The sequence below is a fragment of the Pseudomonas sp. LPH60 genome, assembly GCF_030718165.1.
GTDB lineage: Bacteria > Pseudomonadota > Gammaproteobacteria > Pseudomonadales > Pseudomonadaceae > Aquipseudomonas > Aquipseudomonas danubii.
In genome coordinates, this window is sequence record NZ_JAVAJH010000005.1 from 586,941 (window position 1) to 613,387 (window position 26,447).

General features: G+C 64.5%; 23 protein-coding genes. 4 read left to right on the forward strand and 19 right to left on the reverse strand.

Translation table 11 applies throughout. The features are described from left to right. Positions 1-109: 109 nt before the first annotated feature. The 3 genes from Q8O96_RS21125 to cbiE all read right to left on the reverse strand — a co-directional run bounded on the left by Q8O96_RS21125 (position 110) and on the right by cbiE (position 3,240). Positions 110-838 (reverse strand): cobalt-precorrin-6A reductase, encoded by a 729-nt coding sequence (locus Q8O96_RS21125; RefSeq protein ID WP_102862979.1) that lies wholly within the window; start codon positions 836-838, stop codon positions 110-112. Continuing rightward, positions 835-1,932: a cobalt-precorrin-5B (C(1))-methyltransferase gene (locus tag Q8O96_RS21130; protein ID WP_305949334.1), complete on the reverse strand. Its 1,098-nt coding sequence runs from the start codon at positions 1,930-1,932 to the stop codon at positions 835-837. The genes Q8O96_RS21125 and Q8O96_RS21130 overlap by 4 nt, the downstream gene beginning before the upstream one ends. A gap of 93 nt (positions 1,933-2,025) precedes the next feature. After that, positions 2,026-3,240, reverse strand: a complete 1,215-nt coding sequence (gene cbiE / locus Q8O96_RS21135; RefSeq protein ID WP_115581508.1) for a precorrin-6y C5,15-methyltransferase (decarboxylating) subunit CbiE — start codon at positions 3,238-3,240, stop codon at positions 2,026-2,028. A gap of 131 nt (positions 3,241-3,371) precedes the next feature. On the opposite strand from cbiE, the gene cobG reads away from it, so the two are divergent. From cobG to cobJ, 4 genes are read left to right on the forward strand one after another with little or no spacing between them, the layout of a single operon-like run. Continuing rightward, a complete protein-coding gene (cobG, locus tag Q8O96_RS21140; protein WP_102862982.1) occupies positions 3,372-4,685 on the forward strand; it encodes a precorrin-3B synthase in 1,314 nt (437 codons plus the stop codon). Next, entirely contained in the window at positions 4,678-5,304 is a 627-nt protein-coding gene (locus tag Q8O96_RS21145; RefSeq protein ID WP_102862983.1) for a precorrin-8X methylmutase, read from the forward strand. The genes cobG and Q8O96_RS21145 overlap by 8 nt, the downstream gene beginning before the upstream one ends. Beyond that, entirely contained in the window at positions 5,304-6,035 is a 732-nt protein-coding gene (locus Q8O96_RS21150; protein ID WP_305949362.1) for a precorrin-2 C(20)-methyltransferase, read from the forward strand. Before Q8O96_RS21145 ends, Q8O96_RS21150 begins: the two co-directional genes overlap by 1 nt. Then, the gene (gene cobJ / locus Q8O96_RS21155) at positions 6,035-7,756 is read left to right on the forward strand and encodes a precorrin-3B C(17)-methyltransferase (RefSeq protein ID WP_207167007.1); all 1,722 of its coding nucleotides are present in this window, start codon (positions 6,035-6,037) and stop codon (positions 7,754-7,756) included. Before Q8O96_RS21150 ends, cobJ begins: the two co-directional genes overlap by 1 nt. Before the next feature lie 67 nt (positions 7,757-7,823). Here cobJ and Q8O96_RS21160 read toward each other — a convergent pair whose 3' ends face one another. From Q8O96_RS21160 to Q8O96_RS21235, 16 genes are all read right to left on the reverse strand, one after another. Then, positions 7,824-8,276, reverse strand: coding sequence for an SMI1/KNR4 family protein (locus Q8O96_RS21160; RefSeq protein ID WP_305949335.1), 453 nt, complete (start codon positions 8,274-8,276; stop codon positions 7,824-7,826). Then, positions 8,273-8,845, reverse strand: coding sequence for a CPCC family cysteine-rich protein (locus Q8O96_RS21165; protein ID WP_305949336.1), 573 nt, complete (start codon positions 8,843-8,845; stop codon positions 8,273-8,275). The genes Q8O96_RS21160 and Q8O96_RS21165 overlap by 4 nt, the downstream gene beginning before the upstream one ends. Beyond that, positions 8,842-9,294 carry a hypothetical protein gene (locus Q8O96_RS21170; protein WP_305949337.1) on the reverse strand — a complete coding sequence of 151 codons (453 nt, stop codon included), beginning with the start codon at positions 9,292-9,294 and terminating at the stop codon, positions 8,842-8,844. The genes Q8O96_RS21165 and Q8O96_RS21170 overlap by 4 nt, the downstream gene beginning before the upstream one ends. A gap of 33 nt (positions 9,295-9,327) precedes the next feature. Then, on the reverse strand, positions 9,328-9,924 hold the full coding sequence (locus Q8O96_RS21175; RefSeq protein WP_102862988.1) for a MarC family protein: 597 nt from the start codon (positions 9,922-9,924) through the stop codon (positions 9,328-9,330). 63 nt (positions 9,925-9,987) lie between these two features. Continuing rightward, positions 9,988-12,774 (reverse strand): hybrid sensor histidine kinase/response regulator, encoded by a 2,787-nt coding sequence (locus Q8O96_RS21180; RefSeq protein ID WP_102862989.1) that lies wholly within the window; start codon positions 12,772-12,774, stop codon positions 9,988-9,990. Positions 12,775-12,874: 100 nt separating this feature from the next. Continuing rightward, positions 12,875-14,164 carry a phosphoribosylamine--glycine ligase gene (gene purD, locus Q8O96_RS21185; protein WP_102862990.1) on the reverse strand — a complete coding sequence of 430 codons (1,290 nt, stop codon included), beginning with the start codon at positions 14,162-14,164 and terminating at the stop codon, positions 12,875-12,877. Between the two features lie 189 nt (positions 14,165-14,353). Next, the gene (purH, locus tag Q8O96_RS21190) at positions 14,354-15,961 is read right to left on the reverse strand and encodes a bifunctional phosphoribosylaminoimidazolecarboxamide formyltransferase/IMP cyclohydrolase (protein ID WP_102862991.1); all 1,608 of its coding nucleotides are present in this window, start codon (positions 15,959-15,961) and stop codon (positions 14,354-14,356) included. 82 nt (positions 15,962-16,043) lie between these two features. Then, the gene (gene fis / locus Q8O96_RS21195; protein ID WP_007921650.1) at positions 16,044-16,364 is read right to left on the reverse strand and encodes a DNA-binding transcriptional regulator Fis; all 321 of its coding nucleotides are present in this window, start codon (positions 16,362-16,364) and stop codon (positions 16,044-16,046) included. Continuing rightward, a complete protein-coding gene (gene dusB, locus Q8O96_RS21200) occupies positions 16,361-17,374 on the reverse strand; it encodes a tRNA dihydrouridine synthase DusB (protein WP_016968220.1) in 1,014 nt (337 codons plus the stop codon). Before dusB ends, fis begins: the two co-directional genes overlap by 4 nt. A gap of 196 nt (positions 17,375-17,570) precedes the next feature. Continuing rightward, a complete protein-coding gene (locus tag Q8O96_RS21205; protein ID WP_305949338.1) occupies positions 17,571-18,869 on the reverse strand; it encodes a DUF3426 domain-containing protein in 1,299 nt (432 codons plus the stop codon). Between the two features lie 30 nt (positions 18,870-18,899). Then, positions 18,900-19,778 carry a 50S ribosomal protein L11 methyltransferase gene (prmA, locus tag Q8O96_RS21210; protein ID WP_102862993.1) on the reverse strand — a complete coding sequence of 293 codons (879 nt, stop codon included), beginning with the start codon at positions 19,776-19,778 and terminating at the stop codon, positions 18,900-18,902. A gap of 238 nt (positions 19,779-20,016) precedes the next feature. Continuing rightward, on the reverse strand, positions 20,017-21,378 hold the full coding sequence (accC, locus tag Q8O96_RS21215) for an acetyl-CoA carboxylase biotin carboxylase subunit (protein ID WP_015633996.1): 1,362 nt from the start codon (positions 21,376-21,378) through the stop codon (positions 20,017-20,019). Positions 21,379-21,395: 17 nt separating this feature from the next. Then, on the reverse strand, positions 21,396-21,857 hold the full coding sequence (gene accB / locus Q8O96_RS21220; protein ID WP_015633997.1) for an acetyl-CoA carboxylase biotin carboxyl carrier protein: 462 nt from the start codon (positions 21,855-21,857) through the stop codon (positions 21,396-21,398). 24 nt (positions 21,858-21,881) lie between these two features. Then, positions 21,882-22,337 (reverse strand): type II 3-dehydroquinate dehydratase, encoded by a 456-nt coding sequence (aroQ, locus tag Q8O96_RS21225; protein ID WP_025130565.1) that lies wholly within the window; start codon positions 22,335-22,337, stop codon positions 21,882-21,884. A 235-nt stretch (positions 22,338-22,572) separates the two neighbouring features. Next, positions 22,573-24,534 (reverse strand): methyl-accepting chemotaxis protein, encoded by a 1,962-nt coding sequence (locus tag Q8O96_RS21230; protein ID WP_207167012.1) that lies wholly within the window; start codon positions 24,532-24,534, stop codon positions 22,573-22,575. Between the two features lie 53 nt (positions 24,535-24,587). After that, complete coding sequence (locus Q8O96_RS21235; protein WP_115581517.1) at positions 24,588-26,258, reverse strand: PleD family two-component system response regulator; 1,671 nt, start codon at positions 26,256-26,258, stop codon at positions 24,588-24,590. Positions 26,259-26,447 lie beyond the last annotated feature (189 nt).

Genomic DNA, 26,447 nt, shown 5'->3' on the forward strand with positions numbered 1-26,447 from the left:
ACGAGCGGAGCCGGCGCCATTGAGACTGTCCAAGGAGGCTAAAGCATGGGGTTGGTAGCGCGCTGCCAGGGGCTTCCCAAGTGTTTGTGGGGCGCGGCGGTTTTGCCTGTCAGGTTTTGTCCGGCGAGTGCAGGGCCTGCAGCAACTCGGCCACGCTGGCAAAGTGGCGGTCGGCCTCGGGGAGCTTTGGGCGCTTGAGCACCAGCACCGGTATGCCCCGCTCACGTGCCACCTCCAACTTGGGCTCGGTGGCGCTGCTGCCGCTGTTCTTGCTGATCAGCACATCGATGTCCCGACGTGCGAACAGTTGGCGCTCGTCTTCGATCAGGAAAGGCCCACGGGCACCGATGACTTCGCAACGCTCGTTGCCGGGGCAGGTTTCCAGGGCGCGCAGGGTCCAGAACTGCCCCGCAGGAATCTCGTTCAAATGCTGCAACGGCTCGCGGCCCAGGGTGAACAGCGGCCGCTTGAAGGGCCGCAGGGCCTCGACCAATGCCTCCCAGCCGGCGATCTCGCGCCAGTCATCGCCCGGTTGCGGCTGCCAGGCCGGGCGCCGCAACGCCCAGCAAGGCACGGCTGCGTGCTGTGCCGCAGCCACGGCATTGGCGCTGATCTGCGCCGCGTATGGGTGGGTGGCATCCAGCAGGAGGCCAATGCGTTGTTCGCGGATAAAGCGCGCCAGGCCCTCGGCACCGCCATAGCCGCCGACCCGTACCTGGCAGTTCAGGTCGGTGGGCACCCGACCGACCCCGGCCAGGCTGTAGATATGTTCAGGGCCCAGGGTGCGGGCGATGGCCAGGGCTTCGGTGACCCCGCCCAGCAGCAGAATACGGGTCATGACAAGACTCCGGCATGGCCAACGATGCCGCCCTGGCGATCGATGGCGAAGACTTCCACCTGTACCTGGGCCGGCACCATGCTGCGGGCGAAGTCCAGGGCGTGCTGGCACACCGCGTCGCCCAGGGCGATCCCGGCGGCGCTGGCCATGGCCAGGGCCTGCTGGCTGGTATTGGCCTCGCGGATGGCCTGTTGCAGCGCCGGGTCGGCACCCACCGCGGCGGCCCAGCGCGCCAGTTGTGGCAGGTCGATGCTGGAATGGCGGCTGTGCAGGTCCATGTGCCCGGCGGCCAGTTTGCTGATCTTGCCGAAGCCGCCGCACAGGCTGAGTTTATCCACAGGCACTTTGCGCAGGTGCTTGAGCACTGCGCCGACGAAGTCGCCCATTTCGATCAGGGCGATTTCCGGCAGTTCGTAGACCCGGCGCATGGTGTCTTCGCTGGCGTTGCCGGTGCAGGCGGCGATGTGCAGGTAGCCATTGGTCTTGGCCACGTCGATGCCCTGGTGGATCGAGGCGATATAGGCCGCGCAGGAGAAGGGCCGGACAATGCCGCTGGTGCCCAGGATCGACAGCCCGCCGAGAATCCCCAGGCGCGGGTTCATGGTTTTCAGGGCCAGTTCCGCTCCGCCCTCGACGTTCACCGTGACTTCGAAGCCGCCGGGGTAGGCCTGTTCCTCGGCGAGCCGTTGCAGGTGGTCGCTGATCATCCGGCGCGGTACGGGATTGATCGCCGGCTCGCCCACCGCCAGAACCAGCCCGGGGCGGGTCACGGTGCCCACGCCCTGGCCGGCGATAAAGCGGATTCCCGGCTCGGGAGTCAGGCGCACCTGGGAGTAGAGCAGGGCGCCGTGGGTCACGTCCGGGTCGTCGCCGGCATCCTTGAGGGTTCCGGCCTCGGCGCCGTCGTGGGTGCGGCGACAGAACTCCAGGCGCATCTGTACCTGTTTACCCTTGGGCAGGACGATATCCACCGCGTCCGCATTGACGCCCCCCAAGAGCAGGCGAGCGGCGGCCAGGCTGGTGGCCGTGGCGCAGCTTCCGGTGGTCAGGCCGCTGCGCAGGGGCGCGGGCTGTTCCGCTGTTTCCTCACGCATGCCCTTGCTCCCGTAGGAGCGAGCTTGCTCGCCAAGGGCACGCTGCGGTCTCTTTGCTGGACGCTTTTGCGGGCAAGCCCATTCCTGCAAGGTTCATGGCAGGTCCCGGGGTTTGTGCAGGTCCAACAGGGTGATCGGCAGGGCCTGGCGCCAGGTATCGAACTCCCCCAGGGGCTGGGCCTGGGCGATATGGATGCGGGTCAGTTCCCCGCCGTACTGCTCGCGCCAGTGCATCAGGGTCATTTCACTTTGCAGGGTCACCGCGTTGGCCACCAGGCGCCCACCGGGCTTGAGCTGCTCCCAGCAAGTCTGCAATACGCCTTCGCGGGTCACCCCACCACCGATGAACACCGCATCCGGACGCTCCAGTCCGGCCAGGGCCTGGGGCGCGCTGCCGCGAATCAGTTGCAGCCCGGGCACCCCGAGCACGTCGCGGTTGTGTTCGATCAACTGCTGGCGGCCGTCATCGGCTTCGATGGCCAGGGCCCTACAACTGGGGTGGGCCCGCATCCATTCAATACCGATGGAACCGCTGCCGGCCCCCACATCCCAGAGCAGTTCACCGGGTACCGGGGCCAGACGGGCCAGAGTGATGGCGCGCACGTCCCGCTTGGTCAACTGGCCGTCATGACGGAAGGCCGAGTCCGGCAGGCCGGCCAGACGGGACAGTGGCGGCGTATCGGCCGCCGCCCGGCATTCGATGGCCAGCAGGTTGAGGTCGGCGATCGATGGATCGCTCCATTGATTGGCAGTGCTGTCCAGGCGTCGCTCCAAGGGCCCGCCCAAGTGCTCCAGTACCGTGATCCGGCTCGGGCCGAAGCCGCGCTCGCGCAGCAGTCCGGCGATGGCTGCCGGGCTGTGGCGGTCATTGCTCAGCACCAGCAGGCGCACGCCGCTGAACAGTTGGGCGTTGAGCGCGGCAATCGGCCGTGCCACCACCGACAGCGTGACCACCTCCTGCAGGGCCCAGCCCAGGCGGGCGGCGGCCAGGGAATAGGAGGAAGGAAAGGGCAGTACCTGCAGCTCATCGGCCGGCAGTTGCCGGGCCAGGCTGGCCCCTACGCCGAACAGCATCGGATCGCCGCTGGCCAGCACACAGACGGGCGTGCCGCGTTGGCTCAGCACCGGCTCCAGGGAGAACGGACTGGGCCACAACTGGCGTTCGCCACGGATGCACGCCGGCAGCAGATCCAGCTGGCGCTGGCCGCCGACGATCCGCGAAGCGCCCAGCAGGGCATGGCGGGCGTTCCTGCCCAGGCCCTTGAAGCCGTCTTCACCGATTCCCACTACTGTCAGCCAGGGCGACATCTATATTCCTCAAACCTAAGGTTCCGACCGGCAGGCTTTTCATGCCTTCGGACAAAGCAGGCATAATACCGCGCCTTCGCTGACGAAGCGCTTTTCCCACACTGCCGGTCGCCCCTTTGAACGAACGTCCTATGTCCACCGCCATCCGCCCCTCGGCCTGCCCGGGGTTGCTGCGCATTGTCCCGGCGCTGGACGGCGGCATCTGCCGGATCAAGCTGGCGGGCGGCGTCATCAGTGCAGCTCAGGCAGCGGCGGTGGCCGAGGCGGCGCAGGCTTATGCCGGCGGTGTGATCGAGGCCACCAACCGCGCCAACCTGCAGATTCGCGGGATCGGCGCCGAGCACCAGGCACTGATCGACAAACTGCTGGCGGCCGGCCTGGGACCGACCACCGCCGCCGGCGACGATGTGCGCAACCTGATGCTCAGCCCCAGCGCCGGCATCGACCGGCAGTTGCTGATGGACACCCGGCCCCTGGCCGGGCAGATCCTCGAGACCTTGCAGAGCCACTCGCGCTTCCATGAACTGTCGGCCAAGTTCGCCGTGCAGCTCGATGGCGGCGAAGCCCTGGCCATGCTCGAACATCATCACGACCTGTGGCTGGCCGCCTTGGTGCGGGAGGGGCAGTTGCTGTTGGCCTTTGGCCTGGCGGGCAGCCCTGTGGATAAACCCTTGGCGGCAGTGCCCCAGGAACTGGGCCATGAACTGCTGGTGGCGGTGCTGGAGCTGTTTCTCGAACTGGCCACGCCCGAGCAGACGCGGATGCGGCACCTGTTGGCGCAGGTGCCGGTGGCGGATTTTCTTGCCCAACTGAACCTGCGCCTGAGCCGGCCCTTGTTGAGTATCGACGGCTGGCAGCGTCCGGCCTCGGTCGCTGGGCTGCACCTGGGAACTTATCCACAGCGTGAACGCGGACAGGTCTATGTCGGTGCGGTTGCGCCCCTGGGGCGCCTTGATCCCGTCATGCTCAAGGGCGCTGCGCAACTGGCCGAACAGTACGGCGACGCCAGCCTGCGCTTCACACCCTGGCAGAGCCTGCTGCTGCCCGGCATTGCCCCGGCGGATGCTCCCCGGGTCACGGCACGTCTGGGCCAACTGGGCCTGTTGTGCAGCCCTGAACAGTCCCTGGCCCACCTGATTGCCTGTACCGGCTCCAGTGGCTGCGGCAAAGCCCTGGCCGACACCAAGGGCGATGCGTTGAAGTTGGCAGCCCTGCTCCAGGGCCATGGCCGTCAGCAGGCGGTGCATTTGTCGGCCTGCTCCCGTTCCTGCGCCGCCGCCCATGTGGCGCCGGCCACCCTGCTGGCGACGGCCCCAGGGCGTTACGACTTGTATCTACGCGATGCAGCGCAGCCGGGTTTCGGCGCGCTGCACGCACGCAACCTTTCTATTGAAGCGGCAGAGGCACTGCTTGATGCCCGCCCACGGAGCCACCTAGATGATTGATTACATCCGCGACGGTCAGGAGATCTATCGCAACTCCTTCGCGATCATCCGCGAAGAAGCCAAGCTGGATCGCATTCCCGCCGACCTGGAAAAACTCGCGGTACGGGTGATCCACGCCTGCGGCATGGTCGAGGCCATCGACGGCCTGCAATTCTCCGCGGGCGCCGGCAAGGCCGGGCGTGATGCCCTGGCCGCCGGGGCACCGATCCTCTGCGATGCGCGGATGGTCTCTGAAGGCATTACCCGGGCACGCTTGCCGGCCAACAACAAAGTGATCTGCACCCTGCGCGATGACAGCGTCCCGGAGTTGGCCCGAGAGCTGGGCAACACCCGCTCGGCGGCGGCTCTGGAGCTCTGGCGTCCGCACCTGGAAGGCAGCGTGGTGGTGATCGGCAATGCGCCCACCGCCCTGTTCTACCTTCTGGAAATGCTCGACGCCGGCGCGCCGAAACCGGCGCTGATCCTCGGCTTCCCGGTGGGCTTCGTCGGCGCCGCCGAATCCAAGGCGATGCTCGCCGCCGACAGCCGCGGCGTGCCCTTTGTGATCATGCAGGGTCGCCTGGGCGGTAGCGCCATGGCCGCCGCCGCCGTCAACGCCCTGGCCACGGAGATCGAATGATGCAGCAACCTGGACGTTTGATCGGCCTTGGCGTGGGTCCTGGTGATCCGGAGCTGATTACCCTGAAGGCCCTGCGCCTGCTGCGCGAGTCGCCGGTGGTGGCCTACTTCGTGGCCAAGGGCAAGAAAGGCAACGCCTTCGGCATCATCGAAGGGCACCTGCAACAGGCCCAGACCCTGCTGCCGCTGGTGTACCCGGTGACCACCGAAGTGCTGCCGGCGCCGCTGTCCTACGAGCAAGTGATCAGCGATTTCTACGACAGCGCCAGCCAGGAGCTGGCGCTGCATCTGGATGCCGGTCGGGATGTGGCGGTGATCTGCGAAGGCGACCCGTTCTTCTACGGTTCCTACATGTACCTGCACGATCGTCTGGCCGAGCGTTACCAGGCCGAAGTGGTGCCCGGGGTGTGCTCGATGCTGGGCGGCGCGTCGGTGCTGGGCGCGCCGCTGGTGTATCGCAACCAGAGCCTGTCGGTGCTTTCGGGGGTATTGCCCCACGAGGAGCTCAAGCGGCGTCTGGCGGACGCCGACGCGGCGGTGGTGATGAAGCTGGGGCGCAATTTCCCCAAGGTGCGCCAGGTCCTGGAAGAGTTGGGGCTGGCGCAGCGTGCGCTGTATGTCGAGCGCGCCACCATGGCCAACCAGAAGATCGTGCCGCTGGATGACGTGGAGCCGATGTCCTCGCCGTACTTCTCGCTGATCATCGTGCCCGGCGAAAGGTGGCAAGGCTGATGGCCCGTTCAATTCCGGCCATCGTCATCCTTGGCCAAGGCAGTCTCGACACCGCACGGCAGATCCAGCGGCTGTATCCCGATTCGTTGATCCACGGTCTGGCGGAACGGGTCGAAGGCGCTGATCGGATCTACCACGAATTCGGCGCCACCCTGCGCCAGCTGTATCAACAGGACAGGCCCATCATCGCCCTGTGTGCGGCGGGTATCGTGATCCGCACCCTGGCCCCGCTGCTGCTGGAAAAAGGCGCCGAACCGCCGGTGCTGGCAGTGGCCGAAGACGGCAGCGCCGTGGTGCCGCTGCTGGGTGGCCTGGGCGGCGTCAACGTCATGGCCCGGGAAATCGCCGCGGGCCTTGGCGTGGCTGCGGCCATTACCACCAGTGGCGAACTGCGCTTTGGCACCTGCCTGCTCAACCCGCCCAGCGGTTATGCCCTGGGCGACCTGGAGCTGGGCAAGCGCTTTGTCTCCGACCTGCTGGGTGGCGAAAGCGTGCGCATCGAAGGCGCCGCGCCCTGGCTGGCCGCGGCCAAGCTGCCCGAGAACGATCAGGCCCGCCTGACCATCCGGGTCGGCTCTGCCGAGCGCGAGCCTGCGGCCAATGAGCTGCTGATCTACCCCCGCAGCGTCCTGGTCGCTTGCCGTAGCGGCCAGCTTGCTGGCGAAAGCGATACCAGCCTCGCTACCCACATCCGTCAGGCCCTGCATCAGGCGCGAATCGCCGTGCAGTCCGTCGCCTGCCTGCTGGCGGCCGACAGTGACATGGCTGACCGCGCCCTGCATCAGGCGGCTGCGCAACTGGGTGTGCCGCTGCGTTTCCTGCCGGCCGCCGGCAGTGTCGTCGAACTGGCACAGCAAGCCGTGCCGCAATTGCTGCCGCCGCTGAAGGTGGGGGAGGACATCGCCATCGCCGTGGCCAGCCAGCCCCTGGACCTCGAACAGATCGGCCGGCCCCGTGGGCGCCTGGCGGTGATCGGTCTTGGCCCGGGGGCAGCCGAACTCATGGTGCCGGCGGTGAAAGCCGAACTGGCCCGAGCCAACGACATCCTCGGTTATGAAACCTACGTGCGTATGGCCGGCCCGTTCCGCGCCGATCAGGTGATGCACTGCACTGACAACCGCGAAGAAATGCAGCGCGCCCGGCACGCCTTCGAACTGGCGGCCCAGGGCCGTTCGGTGGTGGTGGTGTCGTCCGGTGATCCGGGGGTGTTTGCCATGGCCGCGGCGGTCCTGGAAGCCCTGCACGAATCCAGCGATCCGGCCTGGCATCGTGTCGACCTGGAGATCCTCCCGGGCGTCTCCGCCTCACTGGCCACCGCCGCCCAGGCCGGCGCACCGCTGGGTCATGACTTCTGCGTGCTGTCGCTGTCCGACAACCTCAAGCCCTGGGACATCATCGAGAAGCGCCTGGACCTCGCCTCCCAGGCCGATCTGGCCCTGGCCTTCTACAACCCGATCTCCCGCTCGCGGCCCTGGCAACTGGGCCGGGCCCTGGAGATCGTGCGCCAGCACCGCACGCCGCAAACCCCGGTGGTGCTGGGACGGGATATCGGTCGTCCGGGGCAGACCCTGCGGGTCATCACCCTGGGCGAGCTGACCCCGGAGCAGGTGGACATGCGCACCATGGTGCTGGTGGGCTCTTCCACCACCTGCGTCTTCCCCCGGGCCGAGGGTGGCGAGTGGGTCTACACGCCGCGCTGGTACGGCAATAAACCCTTGTAGGAGCCGGCTTGCCGGCGAAGGCGCTCACAAGATCGCCATCGCCGGCAGCGGCTTCTAGCGTGCAGGGTCACTCATCATCCTGGTCCTTGTCCTTGGCGGTCAGCAGCCAGGTGATGAATTCGAAGAAGCCGGCCCAGCGGGCGGGGAGGCGGCCGGCAACGAAAGCCTCCCGATCGCCCAGGTCGAAATCCCAGACGCCGCCGCTGTCCTTGTCCAGCAGGTAGCCGCCTTCACCTTGCAACGAGGTGAAGGCGACGAAGTTCTCTGGCAACTCCCAGACTTCATGAATGAACTCGGTGCACATCAGGATTTCATCACTGGGCCCGTCGATATCCATCAGCACTTCGTAGCTCGCCCGGCTTTCGAAGTCGGCGGGGTGATAGGCCAGGTAGATCTGGGCGAACTCGCTGTCCAGGGCAATCCCCAATGTTGCCAACGCTCGGGTGACCTCGGCGGTGTCGGGGCGCGGGCGGAAGCGGGGCTGGGCTTCGATCAGGCTGACCAACTGCTGGGGAATCATGGGGTGTCCTTGCTGATGTGTGGCCACTTGTCCAAGGGCAGGCGGCCCTGCTGCCGGGCAAAGTGTTCCCGGGCCTGGCCTAGGGTTTTGTGGTTGGGTCCGCTCAGCACATCCAGCGCCTGGCTGCCGTCGTCCTCCCAATGGCAGAGGTCGCAGATCTGGTAGTCGCCCCGCGCCGAGAGGGTTCGATATCCGCAGCAGGGGCAGGCCTCCAGGTACTCGATGTCCGCGCTGACGGCGTAGTCGCCCAGCCCGGCTTCGCGCAGGCAGCGCATCAGGTAGTGGTGGGTCACGCCGCGGTATTCGGCGCGCAGGGCGATCAGCAGCAGGGCGTCGTAGCGCGGGGCCTGCGGGTCTTCCGGGGGCTCCGGCTGCGCCCTGAGCTGTTGTTGCAGGCTGGCTGGGAGTGCGGCGAACTCAAGGTCGTCGCTGTCTATTCCCCACCAGTTCAGGAGGTGGGAGGCGCGGGCGGCGGCGTCGAGGCCGGGCAACCGCTGGCGGCTGAGGAGGTCGATGGCGGCGGTGGCGGTCAGTTTTTTCATCGGGCTCGGTGGCAGTGCAAGGGTCATGGCCAGGCCAGGGTCAACTGATCGGGGCGCTCCAGAGGGATCTGCACGCTGACACCGGAGGTCGACTCGGCATAGAGGTGTCGGTCCTGGATCTCGACCCGGTTGAAGGGATTGGTGTCCCTCAGGACCAGCAGCCAGATCAGGGCCTCAGAATCTTTCTCCTGCAATGCCAGGAAACCATCCCCGCCATGCGCGACACACTCGCCGGCCCGGGCCTGCAAGGCGCCGTTGCCGGCGACGCACAGCGCCAGGGTCGCGAGGCCCTCGCCGTCCTGATGAGCGTCGCAGTCCGAGGCCGGCAGCCACACCTTGTTGATCAGTCGGGGATGCTCATGGGGCAGCTCGAACAGGCAGTAGAAGCCCGAGCCCAGGGCGAGTGAGTTATCCCTGGGGTAGCGTTCGTCCTGCCATCGTTGCTGGATGAGCTGGCGATCTTCATGGCCGGGCATGTGACATTCCTTGTCCGCTGGGTCGTGCCGCTGTTAGGGCACCAGATAGCCTTTGACCCCGGTGAAGATGATCTGCGCCGCCAGGGCGCAGACGAACAGTCCCATCAGCCGGCTGACGATCTGCAGGCCCTGGTCGCCAAGGATGCGCTCGATGCGGTTGGACAGGTACAGCACCACGCCCACGGTGAGGCTGGCCAGGGCGATGCTGAGAATGGCGGTGAGCTTGTCGTCCCAGTGGGGCTGGCTGACCCCCATCACCAGCAGGGCGCCGATGGTGCCCGGGCCCACGGTCAGGGGAATGGTCAGCGGCACGATGGTCACGTCCTGTTGCACGTTGTCGGTCTGTACCGCCGACTTGCCCTGGGCCATGCCCAGGGCCGAGATGAACAGCACGCTGCCGGCACCGATGCGGAAGGCGTCCACGGTGATGCCGAACACGCTGAAGATCACCCGCCCGAACAGGTACAGCAAGACGCTGGAGATCAGGGTAGCCAGGGCGACTTTCCAGGCCAGGCGTCGGCGCTCCTTGGAGGAGTAGCCGCGGGTCAGGCTGATGAAGCATGAGAGGACGAAGAACGGGCTATAGAGCACCAGCATCTTCAGGTAAACGCTGAACAGCACGTGGAGCATGGCGGGAGCTCACGACTAGGGAGGGCGAGCCAGAGTTTAACAGGCGCCGCGCAGGCTGTCGGCTCAACTGGTGTGCGCGGTGCTGCGCTCGCGCAGGTCGCGCTGGGTGACCCAGTGCTCCACCAGCTCGCGCAGTTGCGACAACTCCACCGGCTTGGCCATGTGCCCGTCCATGCCGGCCTGGCGCGCGCGCTCCTTGTGCTCGGCGAGGATGTGCGCGGTCAGCGCCACCACCGGGGTGCGCACCCGTTGGTTGCCGACTTCCCAGGCCCGCAACTGCTGGGTGGCGGAGAAACCGTCGAGCACCGGCATTTCGCAGTCCATGAGCACCAGGTCGTAGCGCTTGGCCTTCATGGCCTGCAAGGCCTCTTCGCCGTTGCTGGCGGTGTCGGGCTGCAGATTGAGCTTGCCCAGCATGCCGCGGATGACCTTGGTGGAGATGCTGTTGTCTTCGGCCACCAGGATGCTGAAGTCGCTGGGAACGGTGATCGGCGCCGGACCCGGTGCCGGGTTCAGGGGCATGTTGTAGGGCGCGGTGGGGGCCTTGTCGCGTTGGCTGAGCTCGTCGGCCAGAGTGGTCTTGAGGGTGTAGCCGGCCACCGGCTTGGCGAGGATGCGCTTGATCCCGGCATTGCGCGCAATCACCTTGCTCGGCGCGTTGCTGATGCCGGTGAGCATGATCAGCAGGATGTCGTGGTTCAGGCTCGGGTCTTCCTTGATCTTCGCTGCCAGCTGCATGCCGGTCATGCCGGGCATGTTCTGGTCCAGCAGCACCACATCGAAATAGTCCCGCAGGTGCGCCTTGGTCCGCAGCAGGGCCAGGGCTTCCTTGCCCGAAGGCACGGCGCTGACGTTCAGGCCCCAGGCGCTGCATTGCTGCACCAGCACCTTGCGGCAGGTGTCGTTATCGTCCACCACCAGCACCCGAGCGCCCTGCAAGGGGCCGTCGAGGTCGGCGGTGGGATGTTCCAGGCGCTCGGCGTCCAGGGGCAGGGTCAGCCACAGGGTGCTGCCCTGGTTGGTGCCGCTCTTGATGCCGAATTCGCCGTGCATCAGCAGGATCAACTGGCGGGCGATCACCAGCCCCAGGTTGCCCCCCAGGCGGGTGGTGGCGAGGAAGTTCTTGCTGTGCAGTTCGGTGTGCAGCAGCGCTTCGCGCTCCTCGGTATCCATGGGCTGGCCGCTGTCTTGTACGGCAATGCGCAGGCGCGGTTTGCTGCTGCGCTCGTCGAGGGCGACGACGATCAGCACTTCGCCTTCGTCGGTCTTCTTCAGGGCGTTTTCCAACAGGCTCAGCAGGGCCTGGCGCAGGCGCGTCGGATCGCCGCTGATGACCCGCGGCACCTGGGGCTGGATGAAACTGATCAGCTCGACGTTCTGCTGTTCGGCCTTGGCCCGGAAGATACTCAGGCAATCCTCGATCAGGGCGTTGAGGTCGAACTGCACGTCGTCCAGTTCGATCTGCCCGGACTCCAGCTTGGAGATGTCGAGGATCTCGTTGATCAGGGTCAGCAGCTCGTTGCCGGCACTGTGAATGGTCTGCACGTAATCACGCTGCTTGACCGACAGTGGGGTGCCCAGCAGTAACTCGGTCATGCCCAGCACGCCGTTCATCGGCGTACGGATCTCGTGGCTGATCTTGGCCAGGAACTCGGCCTTGGCATTGATCTCGGCGGTGCTGGCGGCCAGGTCGCGACTGACACTGAAGCGGTTCTCGGTGATGTTGCGCTGGCGCTCGCCCAAGGCAATGCTCATCAGCAACCCGGCGATGCACACCACGCTCAGCAGGGTGACGATCAACCCTTGCGGCGCTACCAGGGTCAGGCCCAGCAGCGCCGGGAGAATCACCAGGGTGCCGAGGTTGAAAATCACCATGGCGGTGACGAACAGCCGGGCCGGACGATAGCCCTGGTGCCAGTGGTAGGCGCCAACGAACAGCATGCTCAGGCCGGCCAGGGCCACCAGGCCGTAGGTGATGATGTTCAGCGGCAGGGTGTTGACGAACAGCAGCAACAGACCGAACAGGCCGATCAGCAGAATATTGCCCAGCAGCAAGCGGTTCAGCGGGTGCGGGCCCAGTGGAGCGAAGAAGCGGTAGGCGAACATCATCCCGCAGGGCGCGGTCAGCAGCAGGGCCACGTAGGCGCCCGGTGTCTGCAACGCTTGCCAGTCCGGTAACCAGGGACCGAGCAGGTTCAGCAGCATCAACAGGCTGAGGGTCAGCAGGCCTTCACAGGCTGCCAGCCACAGGCTGCTGCGTGAGCGGGTGTAGGCGAAGCGGGTGAGGTTGTGCAGGATCAGCATCGCCAGGCAGCCGAACAACAGGCCGTAGATCAGTGTCTGGCTCTGGTCGGCGGCGCTCATCACTGCCGATTGCAGGGTGATGTAGGGACGCAGTTCATGTTCGGACACCAGGCGCAGATAGACGTCCAGCGGCTTGGCACTTTGCGGCAGTGGCAGCATGAAGTCGCTGCTGGGCAAAGGCTTTTGGGCTTGCGACTGGCTGGCGCCGGTGTTCACTTGTTCGATCAGCTTGTCGCCGTCGAGCACGTAGAGATTCAGGTGGGACAGGTCGGGGGCGAAGATCCGCAGGATCTGCTCGTGGGTTCCCGGTTGGAGCTTGAAGCGCAACCACAGGGCGCCGTCGGGTTCGGCTGCGGTCAGTTTGTCCAGTTCGATGGGGCTGAATTGGTTGGTGTAGCGCGGGGAGCGGATATCACTGAGCTGCAGGTCGGCCTGTTCGTCGAGCAAAACCGCCCAGCCACTGCCTTGAGCGGCCAGGGCCGGATTCAAGCAGAGCAAGGTCAGCAATGTGACGGTGAAGCCTAGGGCGGTCCTGAGCCAGCGCACGGCGAAATCCCTTCATTGGTTGATGCCTGATTATAACTATGCGCGGCGTGATCACCGCACGGCAAGGGCGCGAGGCCCTTGCCGGGGGGCGCTGGCAGCTTTACTCCTGGCCGCGCTCACGAGCAATGGCACGGTAGCCGATGTCGTTGCGGTAGAAGCAGCCCTGCCAGTCGATCTTGGCCGCCAGGCGGTAGGCTTGTTGCTGGGCGGCATCGACGCTGTCACCCATGGCGGTGGCGCAGAGCACCCGGCCGCCGGAGGTCACGACCTGACCGTCCTTGAGTGCGGTGCCGGCGTGGAACACTTTGCCTTCCAGTGCAGCGGCGGCGTCCAGGCCAGTGATGGCCGCGCCCTTGGCATAGTCGCCAGGATAGCCGCCGGCGGCGAGGACGATGCCCAGGCTTGGACGTGGGTCCCACTGGGCTTCGACCTTGTCCAGGGCCTGGGCCAGGGCGGCTTCCACCAGCAGTACCAGGCTCGATTGCAGGCGCAGCATCACCGGTTGGGTTTCCGGGTCGCCGAAGCGGCAGTTGAACTCGATGACTTTCGGGTTGCCGGCTTTGTCGATCATCAGACCGGCATAGAGGAAGCCGGTGTAGACGTTGCCTTCCTCGGCCATGCCGCGAACGGTGGGCCAGATCACCAGATCCATCACCCGCTGGTGCACTTCTGAAGTGACCACCGGTGCTGGCGAGTAAGCGCCCATGCCACCGGTATTGGGGCCAGTGTCGCCGTCGCCGACGCGTTTGTGGTCCTGGCTGGTGGCCATGGGCAGCACGTTCTTGCCGTCGACCATGACGATGAAGCTGGCTTCCTCGCCGTCGAGGAACTCCTCGATGACCACGCGGGAACCGGCATCACCGAAGGCATTGCCGGCCAGCATGTCACGCACGGCTTCCTCGGCTTCGGCCAGGGTCATGGCGACGATCACGCCTTTACCGGCGGCCAGGCCGTCGGCCTTGATCACGATCGGCGCGCCTTTTTCCCGCAGGTAGGCCAGGGCCGGCTCGATCTCGGTGAAGTTCTGGTAGTCGGCGGTCGGGATCTTGTGGCGCGCGAGGAAGTCCTTGGTGAAGGCTTTCGAGCCTTCCAGCTGCGCGGCGCCGGCAGTCGGACCGAAGCAGTCCAGGCCGCGGGAGCGGAACAGGTCGACCACGCCCGCCACCAGCGGCACTTCCGGACCGACGATGGTCAGAGAGACGTTCTTCTCAGCGAAATCCGCCAACTGCTCCAGGGCCAGGACGTCGATGGCGACGTTCTCGCACTTGGCTTCGATGGCGGTACCGGCGTTGCCGGGGGCAACGAATACTTTTTCGACCCGTGGGTCCTGAGCGACTTTCCAGGCCAGGGCGTGTTCGCGACCGCCGCTACCAATGATCAGTACATTCATTTCAAAAACCTCGGATGACGCTAATTCTGTTTTGGAACCTGAAGCGCTGCACGCCTCAGGAGGTTGCAATGACAGAGGTAGATGCAAGGCGGAGCCCACCTCGATGAGCGCAGTTGCCTGTTGGCAATGAGCGTCATCGGGGTGGGCTCCAACGCAGCAGATGCCGGTGTCAGTGCGACCGTTGTCGTATCAGTGACGGAAGTGGCGCATGCCGGTGAACACCATCGCAATGCCAGCCTCGTCAGCTGCGGCAATCACTTCGTTGTCACGCATCGAGCCGCCTGGCTGGATCACTGCAGTGATGCCGACCTTGGCCGCGTTGTCGATGCCGTCACGGAACGGGAAGAAGGCGTCGGAAGCCATCACTGCGCCCTGCACTTGCAGGCCGGCGTGTTCGGCTTTGATCGCAGCGATCCGCGCCGAGTTCACGCGGCTCATCTGGCCAGCGCCGACACCGATGGTCTGGCGGTTCTTGGCGTAGACGATGGCGTTTGATTTGACGTATTTGGCGACTTTCCAAGCGAAGATCAGGTCGTGGATCTCTTGCTCGGTCGGGGCGCGTTTGGTCACGACTTTCAGGTCATCGGCGCTGATCATGCCGATATCGCGGCTCTGCACCAGCAGGCCACCGTTGACGCGCTTGTAGTCCCAGGCCGGTACGCGGTCTGCCGACCACTGGCCACAGGCCAGCAGGCGCACGTTGGCTTTGGCGGCGACAATGGCGCGGGCTTCTTCGCTGACGCTCGGGGCGATGATCACTTCGACGAACTGACGCTCGACGATGGCCTTGGCGGTTTCGGCATCCAGTTCGCGGTTGAAGGCGATGATGCCGCCGAAGGCCGATTCGGTGTCGGTGGCGTAGGCCAGTTCGTAGGCCTGGCGGATGCCGCCTTCAGCGTCCGGGCTGACCGCCACGCCGCACGGGTTGGCGTGCTTGACGATGACGCAGGCCGGCTTGACGAAGCTCTTCACGCATTCCAGGGCGGCGTCGGTGTCGGCTACGTTGTTGTAGGACAGCTCCTTGCCTTGCAGCTGGGTGGCGGTGGCGATGCCGACTTCGGCAGGCTTGGCTTCCACGTAGAACGCCGCGCTCTGGTGCGGGTTCTCGCCGTAGCGCATTTCCTGGGCCTTGATGAACTGGCTGTTGAAGGTCCGCGGGAATTCGCTGCGGCCGGATGTCGAGAGGGTCTCGGCGGCCTGGTTCACGGTGCCCATGTAGTTGGCGATCATGCCGTCGTAGGCAGCGGTGTGTTCGAAGGCCTTGAGCATCAGGTCGAAACGCTGGGCGTAGGTCAGGCCGCCGGCCTTGAGGCTTTCCAGGACGCCGGCGTAGTCGCTGGCATTGACCACGATGGCCACGTCCTTATGGTTCTTGGCCGCCGAGCGGACCATGGTCGGGCCGCCGATGTCGATGTTCTCGATGGCGGTCGGCAGGTCGCAGCCGGGCTTGGAAATGGTGGCTTCGAAGGGGTAGAGGTTGACCGCCACCAGATCGATGGGCTTGATCCCGTGCTCGTTCATGATGGCGTCGTCGATACCGCGACGACCGAGGATACCGCCGTGGATTTTCGGGTGCAGGGTCTTGACCCGGCCGTCCATCATTTCCGCGAAACCGGTGTAATCCGCGACTTCTACTGCGGCCACGCCGTTGTCCTGCAGCAGTTTGAAGGTCCCGCCGGTGGAGAGGATCTCCACACCGAGGGCTTCCAGCTCCTTGGCGAATTCGAGGATCCCGGTCTTGTCGGAAACACTGATCAAGGCGCGGCGGATCGGCAGGCGGGTAGTCTGGTCGGTCATCTCAATTTCCATCAAAAGCAAAGGAGTCAGCAAAAAAGGCGACCGTTTTTTACGCGGGCGCCTTTCTGGTTTGATTGAATGCTTACAACAAATCGTACTGCTTGAGTTTCTTGCGCAGGGTGCCGCGGTTCAGACCCAGGAGTTCGCTGGCCTTGGTCTGGTTGCCCTTGACGTAGTTCATCACGCTTTCGAGCAACGGAGCCTCGACTTCGGAGAGCACCAGGTTGTACACGTCCGTGACGGCAGCGCCCTCAAGGTGGGCGAAATAATTGTGCAGCGCCTTCTCGACACTCCCGCGAAGGGTCTGGCCTTCTTCGCTGGGGGTATTGAGGTGCTGTTTCAAATTCACGTTGTCGCTCACGGGTGCAGTTCCACTCACTAAAGTCTCGGTCATCATCGTCATGCGGCCACCCCCTCTCCGTCCCCTGTTTCCAGGCTCTTGTAACGTCCGGCAAAGAACTCACGAACGTTGGCGCATTGTGCTTCCGTATCTTCCAAACGATTGAAGTGGGCGCGAAACTCCCTGGCGCCCGGCAGGGTTGCGAGATACCAGCCCACATGCTTGCGCGCAATGCGGACGCCCATGACCTCCCCATAGAAGGCATGCAGCGCGGCCAGGTGCTCTAGCAGAATACGTTCCACCTCGAACAGCTCCGGTGCCGGGAGGGTTTCACCGGTACGCAGGAAGTGTTCGATTTCACGAAAAATCCATGGCCGCCCCTGGGCGGCCCGGCCGATCAACAACCCGTCGGCCCCGGTGGCGTGCAATACCTGCCGGGCCTTCTCGGGCGAGTCGATATCGCCGTTGGCAAAGACCGGAATCGACACCGCCTGCTTGATCGCGGCAATGGTGTCGTACTCGGCTTCACCGGTGTACAGGTCGGCCCGGGTCCGACCGTGGACCGCCAGTGCCGTGATGCCCGCCTGCTCGGCGATCTTCGCCACCGTCAGGCCGTTCTTGTTCTGCCGGTCCCAGCCGGTGCGGATCTTCAGGGTGACCGGTACATCCACTGCGGCCACCACCGCCTGGAGAATCTCGTTGACCAGGGCTTCGTCTTTCAGCAACGCGGAACCGGCAGCCTTGTTGCAGACCTTCTTCGCCGGACAACCCATGTTGATATCAATAATCTGTGCGCCCAACTCGACGTTGGCGCGGGCGGCGTCTGCCAGCATCTGTGCATCGCCACCGGCAATCTGTACCGAGCGTGGCTCGGGATCGCCTTCGTGGATCATGCGCAACCGCGATTTGCGGCTGTTCCACAAGCTCATGTCGCTGGTGACCATTTCCGAGACTACAAGGCCCGCGCCCAACTGCTTGCAAAGCTGACGAAAGGGCTGGTCGGTGACCCCCGCCATCGGGGCGAGAATCAAGCCGTTGTGCAATGTATATGGGCCGATGCGTACCGCCGACATAGGACTTCCCTGTTGTGGGGCCGGATCATGAGAGTTCGAAAAAGGGTTGGCATGATACCCGCTCTCGATGACCGGATAAAGGCTGAATTGGATAAAATCTGAACAGTTCTTCCGTTATCGCCCGGTGATCAATCTGAGCGATACAGTCATAAATCTGTCGTCAATCCAGAGTTGTCCGTTAGTCTGATCAGCCGATTCACTCGGGCGAGTGGAAACTCAGACTGTAGTTCACCGCTTTCGGTCCTGGGTCGAGAATATCCAGGGCGATGTGAATCGGCGTCTGCGGTGGCATTTCCGCCACATCCTGCATCTCGCCGCCCAGGTACTCCCCGGGTTTGAAACTGCGGCTGGCAATCAGGTGGCCGTTGAGGTCGGCGAAGCGCAGCTCCAGCAGAGGGAAGGGTTGGGAGAAGGGTGCGCGGTTATAGATGATGGCGTCCACCACCAGCGCCCCGCTGAATTCCGGGTGGCTGCGCACCACCAGGTTGCTGCTCTTGATTCGGGCGATATCCACCCGGGATGGCACCGTACAGCCGAGCTCCGGGCACAACTCCTGGAACCACGGCCGGTACTGGTCCTGGCGTGCGAGCTCGTCGAAGTGATACGCGACGTATTGGCCGACCAAGCCGCCGGCGGCCAGCAGGATCAGCAGCAGCCAGAGCAGGCGCCGGCCCCAGGGGGAGCGGCGTTTCTGCCAATCGAGGTGGATCGGATCGTCCACCAGGTCCAGCAGTACATCCTCCTTGACTCCGGGCTCGCTGCGTTCGCGGCGTTTCTTGCCGGGGGAGGCTGCTGGCGATGGTTCGTCGTGTTCGTCGGCGTCTGTGGACACCTGGGCCTCGAAGGGTTCCAGGTCGTCGTCATGGCGCAGTTTCGGCGTCTTTGGCTCGTCATCCAGATCCGCCAGGTTGAAGGACAGCGAAGGCTCGGTGCGACTGGGGCGGGCCGGCTCGGGGGCGCTGTCGTCCTGATGCGTCTGGGCCTTGAGGGCGGGGGGCTCGGACTCGTCGTGTTCACTGGCGCTGCCGAACAGGCCGTCGGGCCAGTGGGCTTCGTCGGCGCCCTGAGGGTCGCGACGGGCACTGAGGCTGTCTTCCTGGTGTTCGCGTTCCTGGCCAAAGGCCTTGGCCGGCTGGATCTCCCGTTGCTCGAGCTTGGCCAATTCCTCGTCGAGGTCCAGGTGATCCAGGTCCATCTCGGCGGCCGACCATTGTTTCTGGCTGATGGCGCGCTGGGGAGGCGCCGCCGGCGTTGGCGCGGGGGCGGGCGGCTGCTCGGGTTTAGGCGGCGCAGCGGGTGCGGGTGCCGGTTTCGCCGCCGGCCTGGACGTTGCGTTTTCCTTGGCGGCGCGCTGCTCAAGCAACTGCCGCGCGGCGTTGAACACCTGCAGGCAGGAGCCACAGCGAACCACCCCGCGGGCCACGCTCAACTGAGCATGGCTGACACGGAACCTGGTTTGGCAATGCGGGCACTGGGTGACGAAACTGTCGGTCATGCGGCCATCCGGATTATGCAGGCGGCCATTCTAGCGCCGACGGCCGGTGATGCGCACCCAGCCATCGAGGGTGGCGATCGGATCCAGATCGAAGTCCTGGGCATAGGCCGCAGCCACCTCTTCGCCTTGTTCGGCGAGGATGCCGGAGAGTGCCAGGCGTCCTCCGGACTTCACCAGGCCGGACAGTTGCGGGGCCAGGGAGACCAGCGGGCCGGCCAGGATATTGGCCACCAGCACATCGGCCTGTACTTGTGGCAGTTGCTCGGGCAGGTACAGCGGGAACAGTTCGTCGGCAATACCGTTGCGCCCGGCGTTGTCGCGGGAGGCTTCCAGTGCCTGGACATCGATATCGGTGCCGACCGCTTGCTTGGCGCCCAGCAGCAGGGCAGCGATGGCGAGGATTCCCGAGCCGCAACCAAAGTCCAGCACATTGCAGTCCTTGAGGTCCTGGCCGTCCAGCCACTCCAGGCACAGCGCGGTGGTCGGGTGGGTGCCGGTGCCGAAGGCCAGGCCCGGGTCCAGCAGCAGGTTGACCGCGTCAGGCTCCGGTGCGGCGTGCCAGCTTGGAACGATCCACAGGCGCTGGCCGAAACGCATCGGCTGGAAGTTGTCCATCCAGCTGCGTTCCCAGTCCTGGTCCTCGATGACTTCGCTGTGGTGCTCGGGCAACGGGCTGCCGGTCAGCAGTTCCAGATGAGCGAGCACGCTGGCGGCTTCAGTGCCGCCTTCGAACAGAGCCAGCAAGTGAGTGTGGGACCACAGTGGCGTGGTATTGAGTTCGGGTTCGAAGATCGGCTGATCCTCGGCGTCCATGAAGGTGACCGAGACGGCACCGACTTCAAGAAAAGCGTCTTCATAGGTTTCGGCTTGTTCTGGGCTGATGGCGAGACGGACTTGCAGCCAAGGCATGGCGGGCACCTTTGAAAATATGTGATGTGCAGCCTAGCGGGCCGCGAGAAGCGCGCAAGTTTACGCGAGACGACCCGCAGGAGCGAGGGGGACGCCTAGTTCTTGCTCGCGTTGGCCGTTGATCGGGGAGTGCATGCAATGGCCGCTGTGCGGTTGGCGGGCAAAGGCGCGCGCAGGGGCAAATGACAGATACGACAAGGCCGCTCGAAAGCGGCCTTGTCGGTGTGGCGAGTGCCGATCAGTGTTGCTCGGCCAGCTTGTGCTCGAGGTAGTGAATGTTCACGCCCCCTTTGCAGAAGCCTTCGTCACGGGTCAGATCGCGGTGCAGCGGGATGTTGGTCTTGATTCCGTCGACGACGATTTCGTCCAGCGCATTGCGCATGCGCGCCATGGCTTCGTCACGGGTCGCCCCGTAGGTGATCAGCTTGCCGATCAACGAATCGTAGTTCGGTGGAACCGCGTAACCGCTGTACAGGTGCGAGTCGACGCGCACGCCGTTGCCGCCCGGAGCATGGAAATGCTTGACCGTGCCTGGGCTTGGCATGAAGGTTTTCGGGTCTTCGGCGTTGATCCGGCATTCCAGGGCGTGACCGCGAATGACCACGTCATCCTGGGTGAACGACAGCTTGTTGCCGGCGGCGATGCTGAGCATCTCCTTGACGATGTCGATACCAGTGACCATTTCCGAAACCGGGTGCTCTACCTGCACGCGAGTGTTCATCTCGATGAAGTAGAAGCGGCCGTTCTCGTAAAGGAACTCGAACGTACCGGCACCGCGGTAGCCGATGTCGATGCACGCCTTGACGCAGCGGGCGAAGACTTCTTGGCGCGCAGTCTCGTCGATGCCCGGTGCCGGTGCTTCTTCGAGGACTTTCTGGTGACGACGCTGCAGCGAGCAGTCGCGGTCGCCCAGGTGGATGGCGTTGCCCTGGCCGTCGGACAGCACCTGGACTTCCACGTGACGTGGGTTGGTCAGGAACTTCTCCAGGTAGACCATCGGGTTGCCAAACGCCGCGCCGGCTTCGGAACGGGTCAGCTTCGCCGAGGCGATCAGGTCTTCTTCCTTGTGCACCACGCGCATGCCGCGACCACCGCCGCCGCCAGCGGCCTTGATGATCACCGGGTAGCCGACTTCACGGCCAATGCGCAGGGCGGTTTCTTCGTCTTCCGGCAGTGGGCCGTCGGAACCTGGAACCGTAGGAACACCCGCCGCGATCATGGCGTGCTTGGCGGAAACCTTGTCGCCCATCAGGCGGATGGTTTCAGCTTTCGGGCCGATGAAGGCGAAACCGGAGTTTTCCACCTGTTCGGCGAAGTCGGCGTTTTCCGCCAGGAAGCCGTAGCCAGGGTGGATTGCCGTAGCGCCAGTGACTTCAGCGGCCGCGATGATGGCCGGAATGTGCAGGTAGGACTGCGCGGCTTGCGCAGGCCCGATGCAGACGGATTCGTCCGCCAGGCCCAGGTGCATCAGCTCCTTGTCGGCCTTGGAGTAGACGGCGACGGTCTTGATCCCCATTTCCTTGCAGGCACGCAGGATCCGCAGGGCGATTTCGCCGCGGTTGGCGATCAGGACTTTTTCCAACTTCGCAGGCTTCAACATCAAAGACTCTCCGCGGTTCAAACGATGGTGAACAGCGGTTGGTCGTACTCAACCGGCTGGCCGTCTTCGACAAGAATGGATTCGATCACACCGCTGGTTTCAGCTTCGATGTGGTTCATCATCTTCATCGCTTCGACGATGCACAGGGTGTCGCCCTTCTTCACGCTCTGGCCGACTTCAACGAAGGCTGGCGAGGTAGGCGAAGACTTGCGGTAGAAAGTACCGACCATTGGCGAGCGGGCCACGGTGCCGTTCAGCGCAGGTGCGGCGGGGGCGGCAGGAGCAGCGGCGGCGGCCGGGGCGGCAGCGGCAGGTGCAGCTACGGGGGCGGCAACCGGAGCCGGTGCGTAGTACTGCTGGGCTGGAGTCTTGCTGTGGCGGCTGATGCGCACGGACTCTTCGCCTTCCTTGATCTCCAACTCGTCGATGCCGGACTCTTCCAGCAGTTCGATCAGTTTCTTAACTTTACGGATATCCATGAATCATCAACTCCCAAGGGTCGGTCAGGGGCGTTTAGCTTGTTGTTCAAGCTGCTCTAGTGCGGCCTCCAGGGCCAGTCGGTAACCGCTGGCGCCAAGGCCGCAGATCACTCCCACCGCAACGTCGGAGAAGTAGGAGTGATGGCGGAAAGGTTCGCGTTTGTGCACGTTGGACAAATGCACTTCGATGAATGGGATGCTCACTGCCAGCAGCGCGTCACGTAATGCGACGCTTGTATGTGTAAAAGCTGCTGGATTGATCAAAATGAAGTCCACGCCTTCATCGCGGGCGGCATGGATACGTTCGATCAATTCGTACTCGGCATTGCTCTGCAGATACTGCAGATGGTGCCCGGCATCACGGGCCCGCTGCTCCAGGTCCTGGTTGATCTGGGCCAGGGTGGTTGCACCGTAGACCCCCGGTTCACGGGTGCCGAGCAGGTTCAGGTTGGGGCCGTGAAGCACCAGTAGGGTGGCCATCGGTTGTTCCTTGTTATCGGGGTGCTGTTGTCAGAACCCGGCGACTATGCCGGAAAGACTTTATGACTGTCCAGTTCTCTGCAATAGCCAGCACGATGACCGATGTTTGCGCAAAATATGTGACCAAGCACTTAAATCCGGTCATTTGCCTGCAGGGTGAGAGCGCTGCACTCCCGGCCAGCCGTTTCGCCGATGATGGGGCGTTTGTCAGGGAAAACCGGGGCGCAGGCAGAGCTTAGACGCGGAAGGCTTGCACCGCCGTATGCAATTGTCCCCCGAGGTCCAGCAAGTTCTCGCCCTGGGCCCGGCCTTCGCCAATGCGCAGCAGGTTGTCGCCGCCCAACTGATGGATGCGCTCGCTGTGGTCGCGGATCTCGCTGACCGCGCCGCTTTGCTGGGCGGTGACATCGGCGATGCGCACGGCGGTGTCGGCGATGGTCTGGATCGCCCCGACGATTTCGTCCAGGGCACCGTCGGCGGCCTGGGCCTGGCTGGCGGTGGCTTCGGCGTGTTCCACCTGGGCACGCATGCCTTGCACCGATTGTTGCGCGGCGGCCTGCAGGCCAGCGATCAGGGTCTGGATCTCTGCCGTAGCGCCGGCGGTACGCTGGGCCAGGGAGCGCACTTCTTCGGCGACCACGGCAAAGCCGCGGCCCATTTCCCCGGCGCGAGCGGCTTCGATGGCGGCGTTGAGGGCCAGCAGGTTGGTCTGTTCGGCAATGGAGCGGATCACGGTCAGTACGCCGCCAATGGTGGCGGACTCCTGGGCCAGGTGCTCGATCATCTGCGCGTTGCCCTGTACCTCACCCACCAGGGCGTGCAGCCCGGTCAGGCTCAGGCCTATGACTTTCTGCCCCTGTTGCACCGCAAGGCCAGCGCTGCGGCTGGCATCGGCGGCCTGGCTGGCGTCACCGGCAACCTGCTGGATGGTGGCTTCCAGCTCCCCCAGGGCATCGCGGATTTGCGCGGTATCGCCGGCCTGGCGCTCGGCCCCGCTGTGCAGGCCGCTGCTGAGGTCAGCCAGGGCGCGGCTGCTGCCGGCCACTTGCTCGGCGTTCTGGCGAATGGTGCCCACCAGATCCACCAGGTAGGCCCGCAGGCGGTTGAGGGATTCTTCGATGGCGTGCAGTTCGCGGTTGGTCTTGCCCAGTTGGATCGGTCGGCTGAAGTCGCCTTCGGCCCAGGTCGACAGCGCCGGGGCCAGGTTGGTCAGGACCCGGGCCAGCTTGCGCTGCAAGGTGTCGATGACCAGGGCGATCAGCAGGATCAGGCCGATCATCAGCCCCTGGATCAGCCGTACCTCGCCCTGGATCTGACCGTGCTGGGCCCGCACCGCCGGTTCCAGCTCGGCGATGGCCTGGCGCACGGCGGTGATCTTCAGCAGGGTCGCGGCACTCAGGTCGGCGCGTTTCTGGATCTGCTCGCGGGTGCGCTGCAGTTCCGCCGGGTAGCGGTTGAGCAGGCTGTGGAGTTCGCGCTTGAGGCCGATGCCGGCGTCTTCGGCAGTGGCCTTCTGGGTGTTTTCCAGGCCCATCAGGGCGGCAAAGTCATCGGTGCCCGATTCGCTGCTGGCGGCCACCCCTAATAAAGGCAGGGCTTCGAGCCGGTCGGCCTGGGCCTTGATGTTGTTGACTTCGCGTTCGACATCGGCGGCCAGTTCGCTGCGGCCGCTGCTCACCAACTTGTCCCGGGCCAGGGACAGTTTGCCCAGGTGCTGCGCAGCGGTGAGCAGCAAGGGCAGGTAAGTGGCGCCTTCTGCGGTCTTGGTCCCGCTGGCGTACTGGCTGAGCTGTTCCAGGTTGGCCCCCAGCTCCCGCTCGGCTTGCAACAGCAGGGCCTGGGGATCGCCGGCCAGCTTGCCCGCGGCCAGCAGGTCGGTCTTGCTGAAGTCATCGAGGCTGGCCAGGCTCGGGCGCAAGCTTTGCGCGAGTTGCGGCGGCAGCTCGGTCAGTTCGCCTTGCACGGCCTCGATGGCCTGGGCTGCGCTACTCAGGCGCAGGGCGTCGCCGCTGGCCAGGTAGTCTTCGATATTGCGCGCTACCTGATTTTGAAACTGCTGGGACAGTCCCAGGTAGCGCTCCATCAGCAGATAGGGGCGCTCCAGGGCTCGTTGTGACCACCAGAGCGTGGCCCCCAGGGCCAGGCAGACGGCAACTAACAGCAGAGTATTGAGATTGGTCAGCAGCTTCAGGCGCATCAGGGCTCTACCAACGGCAAAAATGGTAAGCGCCTGAATTTATTGCGTTTGCATTACAAGGTTATGACCGAATCTGTGGATTCGGATGAAAAGATGGCACTTTGACTTGATTGCCGTGCGGCCTGCACTCGGTTGCGACCGCCGTGCTTGGCGCGGTACAGCGCCTCGTCCGCCTGGCTGGCCATCAGCAGGCTGTCGGAGTCTTCTTGCATCTCCACCACGCCGGCGCTGAAGGTGCACCACAGGTCTTGAGGCTGGGCCGGGTAATGGATCTCGGCAAAGCGCTGGCGGATTTCGTCCAGAACCTTGCAGGCGGCGTCCTGATCGGTGTCGGGCATGACGATGGCAAACTCTTCGCCGCCGTAGCGGCCGATGAAGTCGGTCTTGCGCAGGCGCTGCTTGAGAAACAGCGCCAGGCTCTTGATCACCCGGTCGCCCATGGGGTGGCCGTGGCTGTCGTTGACCCGCTTGAAGTGGTCGATGTCGAGCATGGCGAAGCTCAGCGGCTTGCCCTCGCGGCGGGCGCGGAAGCTGCAGTCTTCCAGCAGTTGCAGAATGTGGGTGTGGTTGTACAGGCCGGTGAGGCTGTCGCGGACCATCCGTGCCTTGAGGTTGCGCGCCCGGGCGGCGCGGTTGCGCACGGTGGTGATCAGGTGCCGCGGCTTGATGGGCTTGGTGAGGAAGTCATCGCCGCCTTCGCTCATGGCGTCCAGTTGCTTGTCCAGGTCGTCCTCGGCGGACAGGTAGATGATCGGCACGCTGACATAACGGTCGTTGTGGCGGATCACCTTGGCCAGCTCGGTGCCGGTGCAGGCCGGCATGTACATGTCGAGGATGATCAGGTCCGGCTGGAAGTCCGCCAGCTCGGCCATGGCCTGGATCGGTTCGATCAGGGTGCGGGTGACGATCCCGGCGCTGTTGAGCAGGCGCTCGGTATGCAGTGCCTGGGCCCGGGAGTCGTCGATGATCAGCACTTTATAAGGCTCGTACTGGGCCACGCAGGTCAGCACTTCGATCTTTTCCAGCAGGCTGGAAGCTTCCAGGGTGCCAGTCAGGAACTCCTGGCCGCCGGCGCGTACTGCCGCCAGGCGAGTCGGGGTGTCGGTTTCATGCAGGCTGAAGAACAGCAGCGGCAGTTTCTGCTCCAGGCCGACCTGGGCTTCGGCTGCCAGGGTCAGGCCCATGCCGGGGCCGCAGAAGTCCACATCAATGACGATGGCCGCGGGCAAACGCTCGACCATGGACGAACGAAAGGCGGCGATGCTGTCCAGGGACTGGGCTGTGAGGCCAAAGAACTCCAGTTGCTTGGCCAGGCGCTCGGCCCGGTCGTGATCCTGCAACATCACGTAGATGGGTTTGCGCAACGGCGGCAGGAAGGTCTGTTCCAACTGGTCGCCGTGGCGCAGGCCGGTGCGCGACAAACGCTGCATCAAGCGATTGAGGTCGGTGATCAGGTTGCTGCTCAGGCGACCGCGATTGGCATCGACAGCCTCCAGCGATTGGCTGATGCTGCGGGCCAGTTGGGTATGTTCGGGTTGCTCGAAGCGTTCAGCGAAACGCAGCAGGCGCAGGTTGGCTTCGCACAGTTCCGACATGTCGGTGGTGGACCATTCGCTGCGTTGCAGACGCTGCCATATCTCAAGAATCTGACGTGCCTGATGAATTACCCGCTGGGCAAAGTGGTGCTTGAGGCGCTCACGGCTGGGGTCTTCTGGCTCGGTCATATCCTGACTACTAGGTAGGGTGCATGCTGAGGTCGACTGGTGGCTCTATGCTAGCACCACTTTTGTGTCCCATGAGTGTCGTACGTCAATAATGTGCAAGGCGGGGTTATTCAGTTCCTGACCCACTGGTCGCATAGGCTCTGGAGTGTGCTTCATTTATAGTGACCGCCTGATTCGCAATCATTGCGC

Excerpts from the sequence above, each read along its gene's own strand:
- Q8O96_RS21125 (WP_102862979.1), bottom strand. The coding sequence starts at position 838 with ATGACCCGTATTCTGCTGCTGGGCGGGGTCACCGAAGCCCTGGCCATC.
- Q8O96_RS21130 (WP_305949334.1), bottom strand. The coding sequence starts at position 1,932 with ATGCGTGAGGAAACAGCGGAACAGCCCGCGCCCCTGCGCAGCGGCCTG.
- cbiE (WP_115581508.1), bottom strand. The coding sequence starts at position 3,240 with ATGTCGCCCTGGCTGACAGTAGTGGGAATCGGTGAAGACGGCTTCAAG.
- cobG (WP_102862982.1), top strand. The coding sequence starts at position 3,372 with ATGTCCACCGCCATCCGCCCCTCGGCCTGCCCGGGGTTGCTGCGCATT.
- Q8O96_RS21145 (WP_102862983.1), top strand. The coding sequence starts at position 4,678 with ATGATTGATTACATCCGCGACGGTCAGGAGATCTATCGCAACTCCTTC.
- Q8O96_RS21150 (WP_305949362.1), top strand. The coding sequence starts at position 5,304 with ATGCAGCAACCTGGACGTTTGATCGGCCTTGGCGTGGGTCCTGGTGAT.
- cobJ (WP_207167007.1), top strand. The coding sequence starts at position 6,035 with ATGGCCCGTTCAATTCCGGCCATCGTCATCCTTGGCCAAGGCAGTCTC.
- Q8O96_RS21160 (WP_305949335.1), bottom strand. The coding sequence starts at position 8,276 with ATGATTCCCCAGCAGTTGGTCAGCCTGATCGAAGCCCAGCCCCGCTTC.
- Q8O96_RS21165 (WP_305949336.1), bottom strand. The coding sequence starts at position 8,845 with ATGACCCTTGCACTGCCACCGAGCCCGATGAAAAAACTGACCGCCACC.
- Q8O96_RS21170 (WP_305949337.1), bottom strand. The coding sequence starts at position 9,294 with ATGCCCGGCCATGAAGATCGCCAGCTCATCCAGCAACGATGGCAGGAC.
- Q8O96_RS21175 (WP_102862988.1), bottom strand. The coding sequence starts at position 9,924 with ATGCTCCACGTGCTGTTCAGCGTTTACCTGAAGATGCTGGTGCTCTAT.
- purD (WP_102862990.1), bottom strand. The coding sequence starts at position 14,164 with ATGAATGTACTGATCATTGGTAGCGGCGGTCGCGAACACGCCCTGGCC.
- purH (WP_102862991.1), bottom strand. The coding sequence starts at position 15,961 with ATGACCGACCAGACTACCCGCCTGCCGATCCGCCGCGCCTTGATCAGT.
- fis (WP_007921650.1), bottom strand. The coding sequence starts at position 16,364 with ATGACGATGATGACCGAGACTTTAGTGAGTGGAACTGCACCCGTGAGC.
- dusB (WP_016968220.1), bottom strand. The coding sequence starts at position 17,374 with ATGTCGGCGGTACGCATCGGCCCATATACATTGCACAACGGCTTGATT.
- Q8O96_RS21205 (WP_305949338.1), bottom strand. The coding sequence starts at position 18,869 with ATGACCGACAGTTTCGTCACCCAGTGCCCGCATTGCCAAACCAGGTTC.
- prmA (WP_102862993.1), bottom strand. The coding sequence starts at position 19,778 with ATGCCTTGGCTGCAAGTCCGTCTCGCCATCAGCCCAGAACAAGCCGAA.
- accC (WP_015633996.1), bottom strand. The coding sequence starts at position 21,378 with ATGTTGAAGCCTGCGAAGTTGGAAAAAGTCCTGATCGCCAACCGCGGC.
- accB (WP_015633997.1), bottom strand. The coding sequence starts at position 21,857 with ATGGATATCCGTAAAGTTAAGAAACTGATCGAACTGCTGGAAGAGTCC.
- aroQ (WP_025130565.1), bottom strand. The coding sequence starts at position 22,337 with ATGGCCACCCTACTGGTGCTTCACGGCCCCAACCTGAACCTGCTCGGC.
- Q8O96_RS21230 (WP_207167012.1), bottom strand. The coding sequence starts at position 24,534 with ATGCGCCTGAAGCTGCTGACCAATCTCAATACTCTGCTGTTAGTTGCC.
- Q8O96_RS21235 (WP_115581517.1), bottom strand. The coding sequence starts at position 26,258 with ATGACCGAGCCAGAAGACCCCAGCCGTGAGCGCCTCAAGCACCACTTT.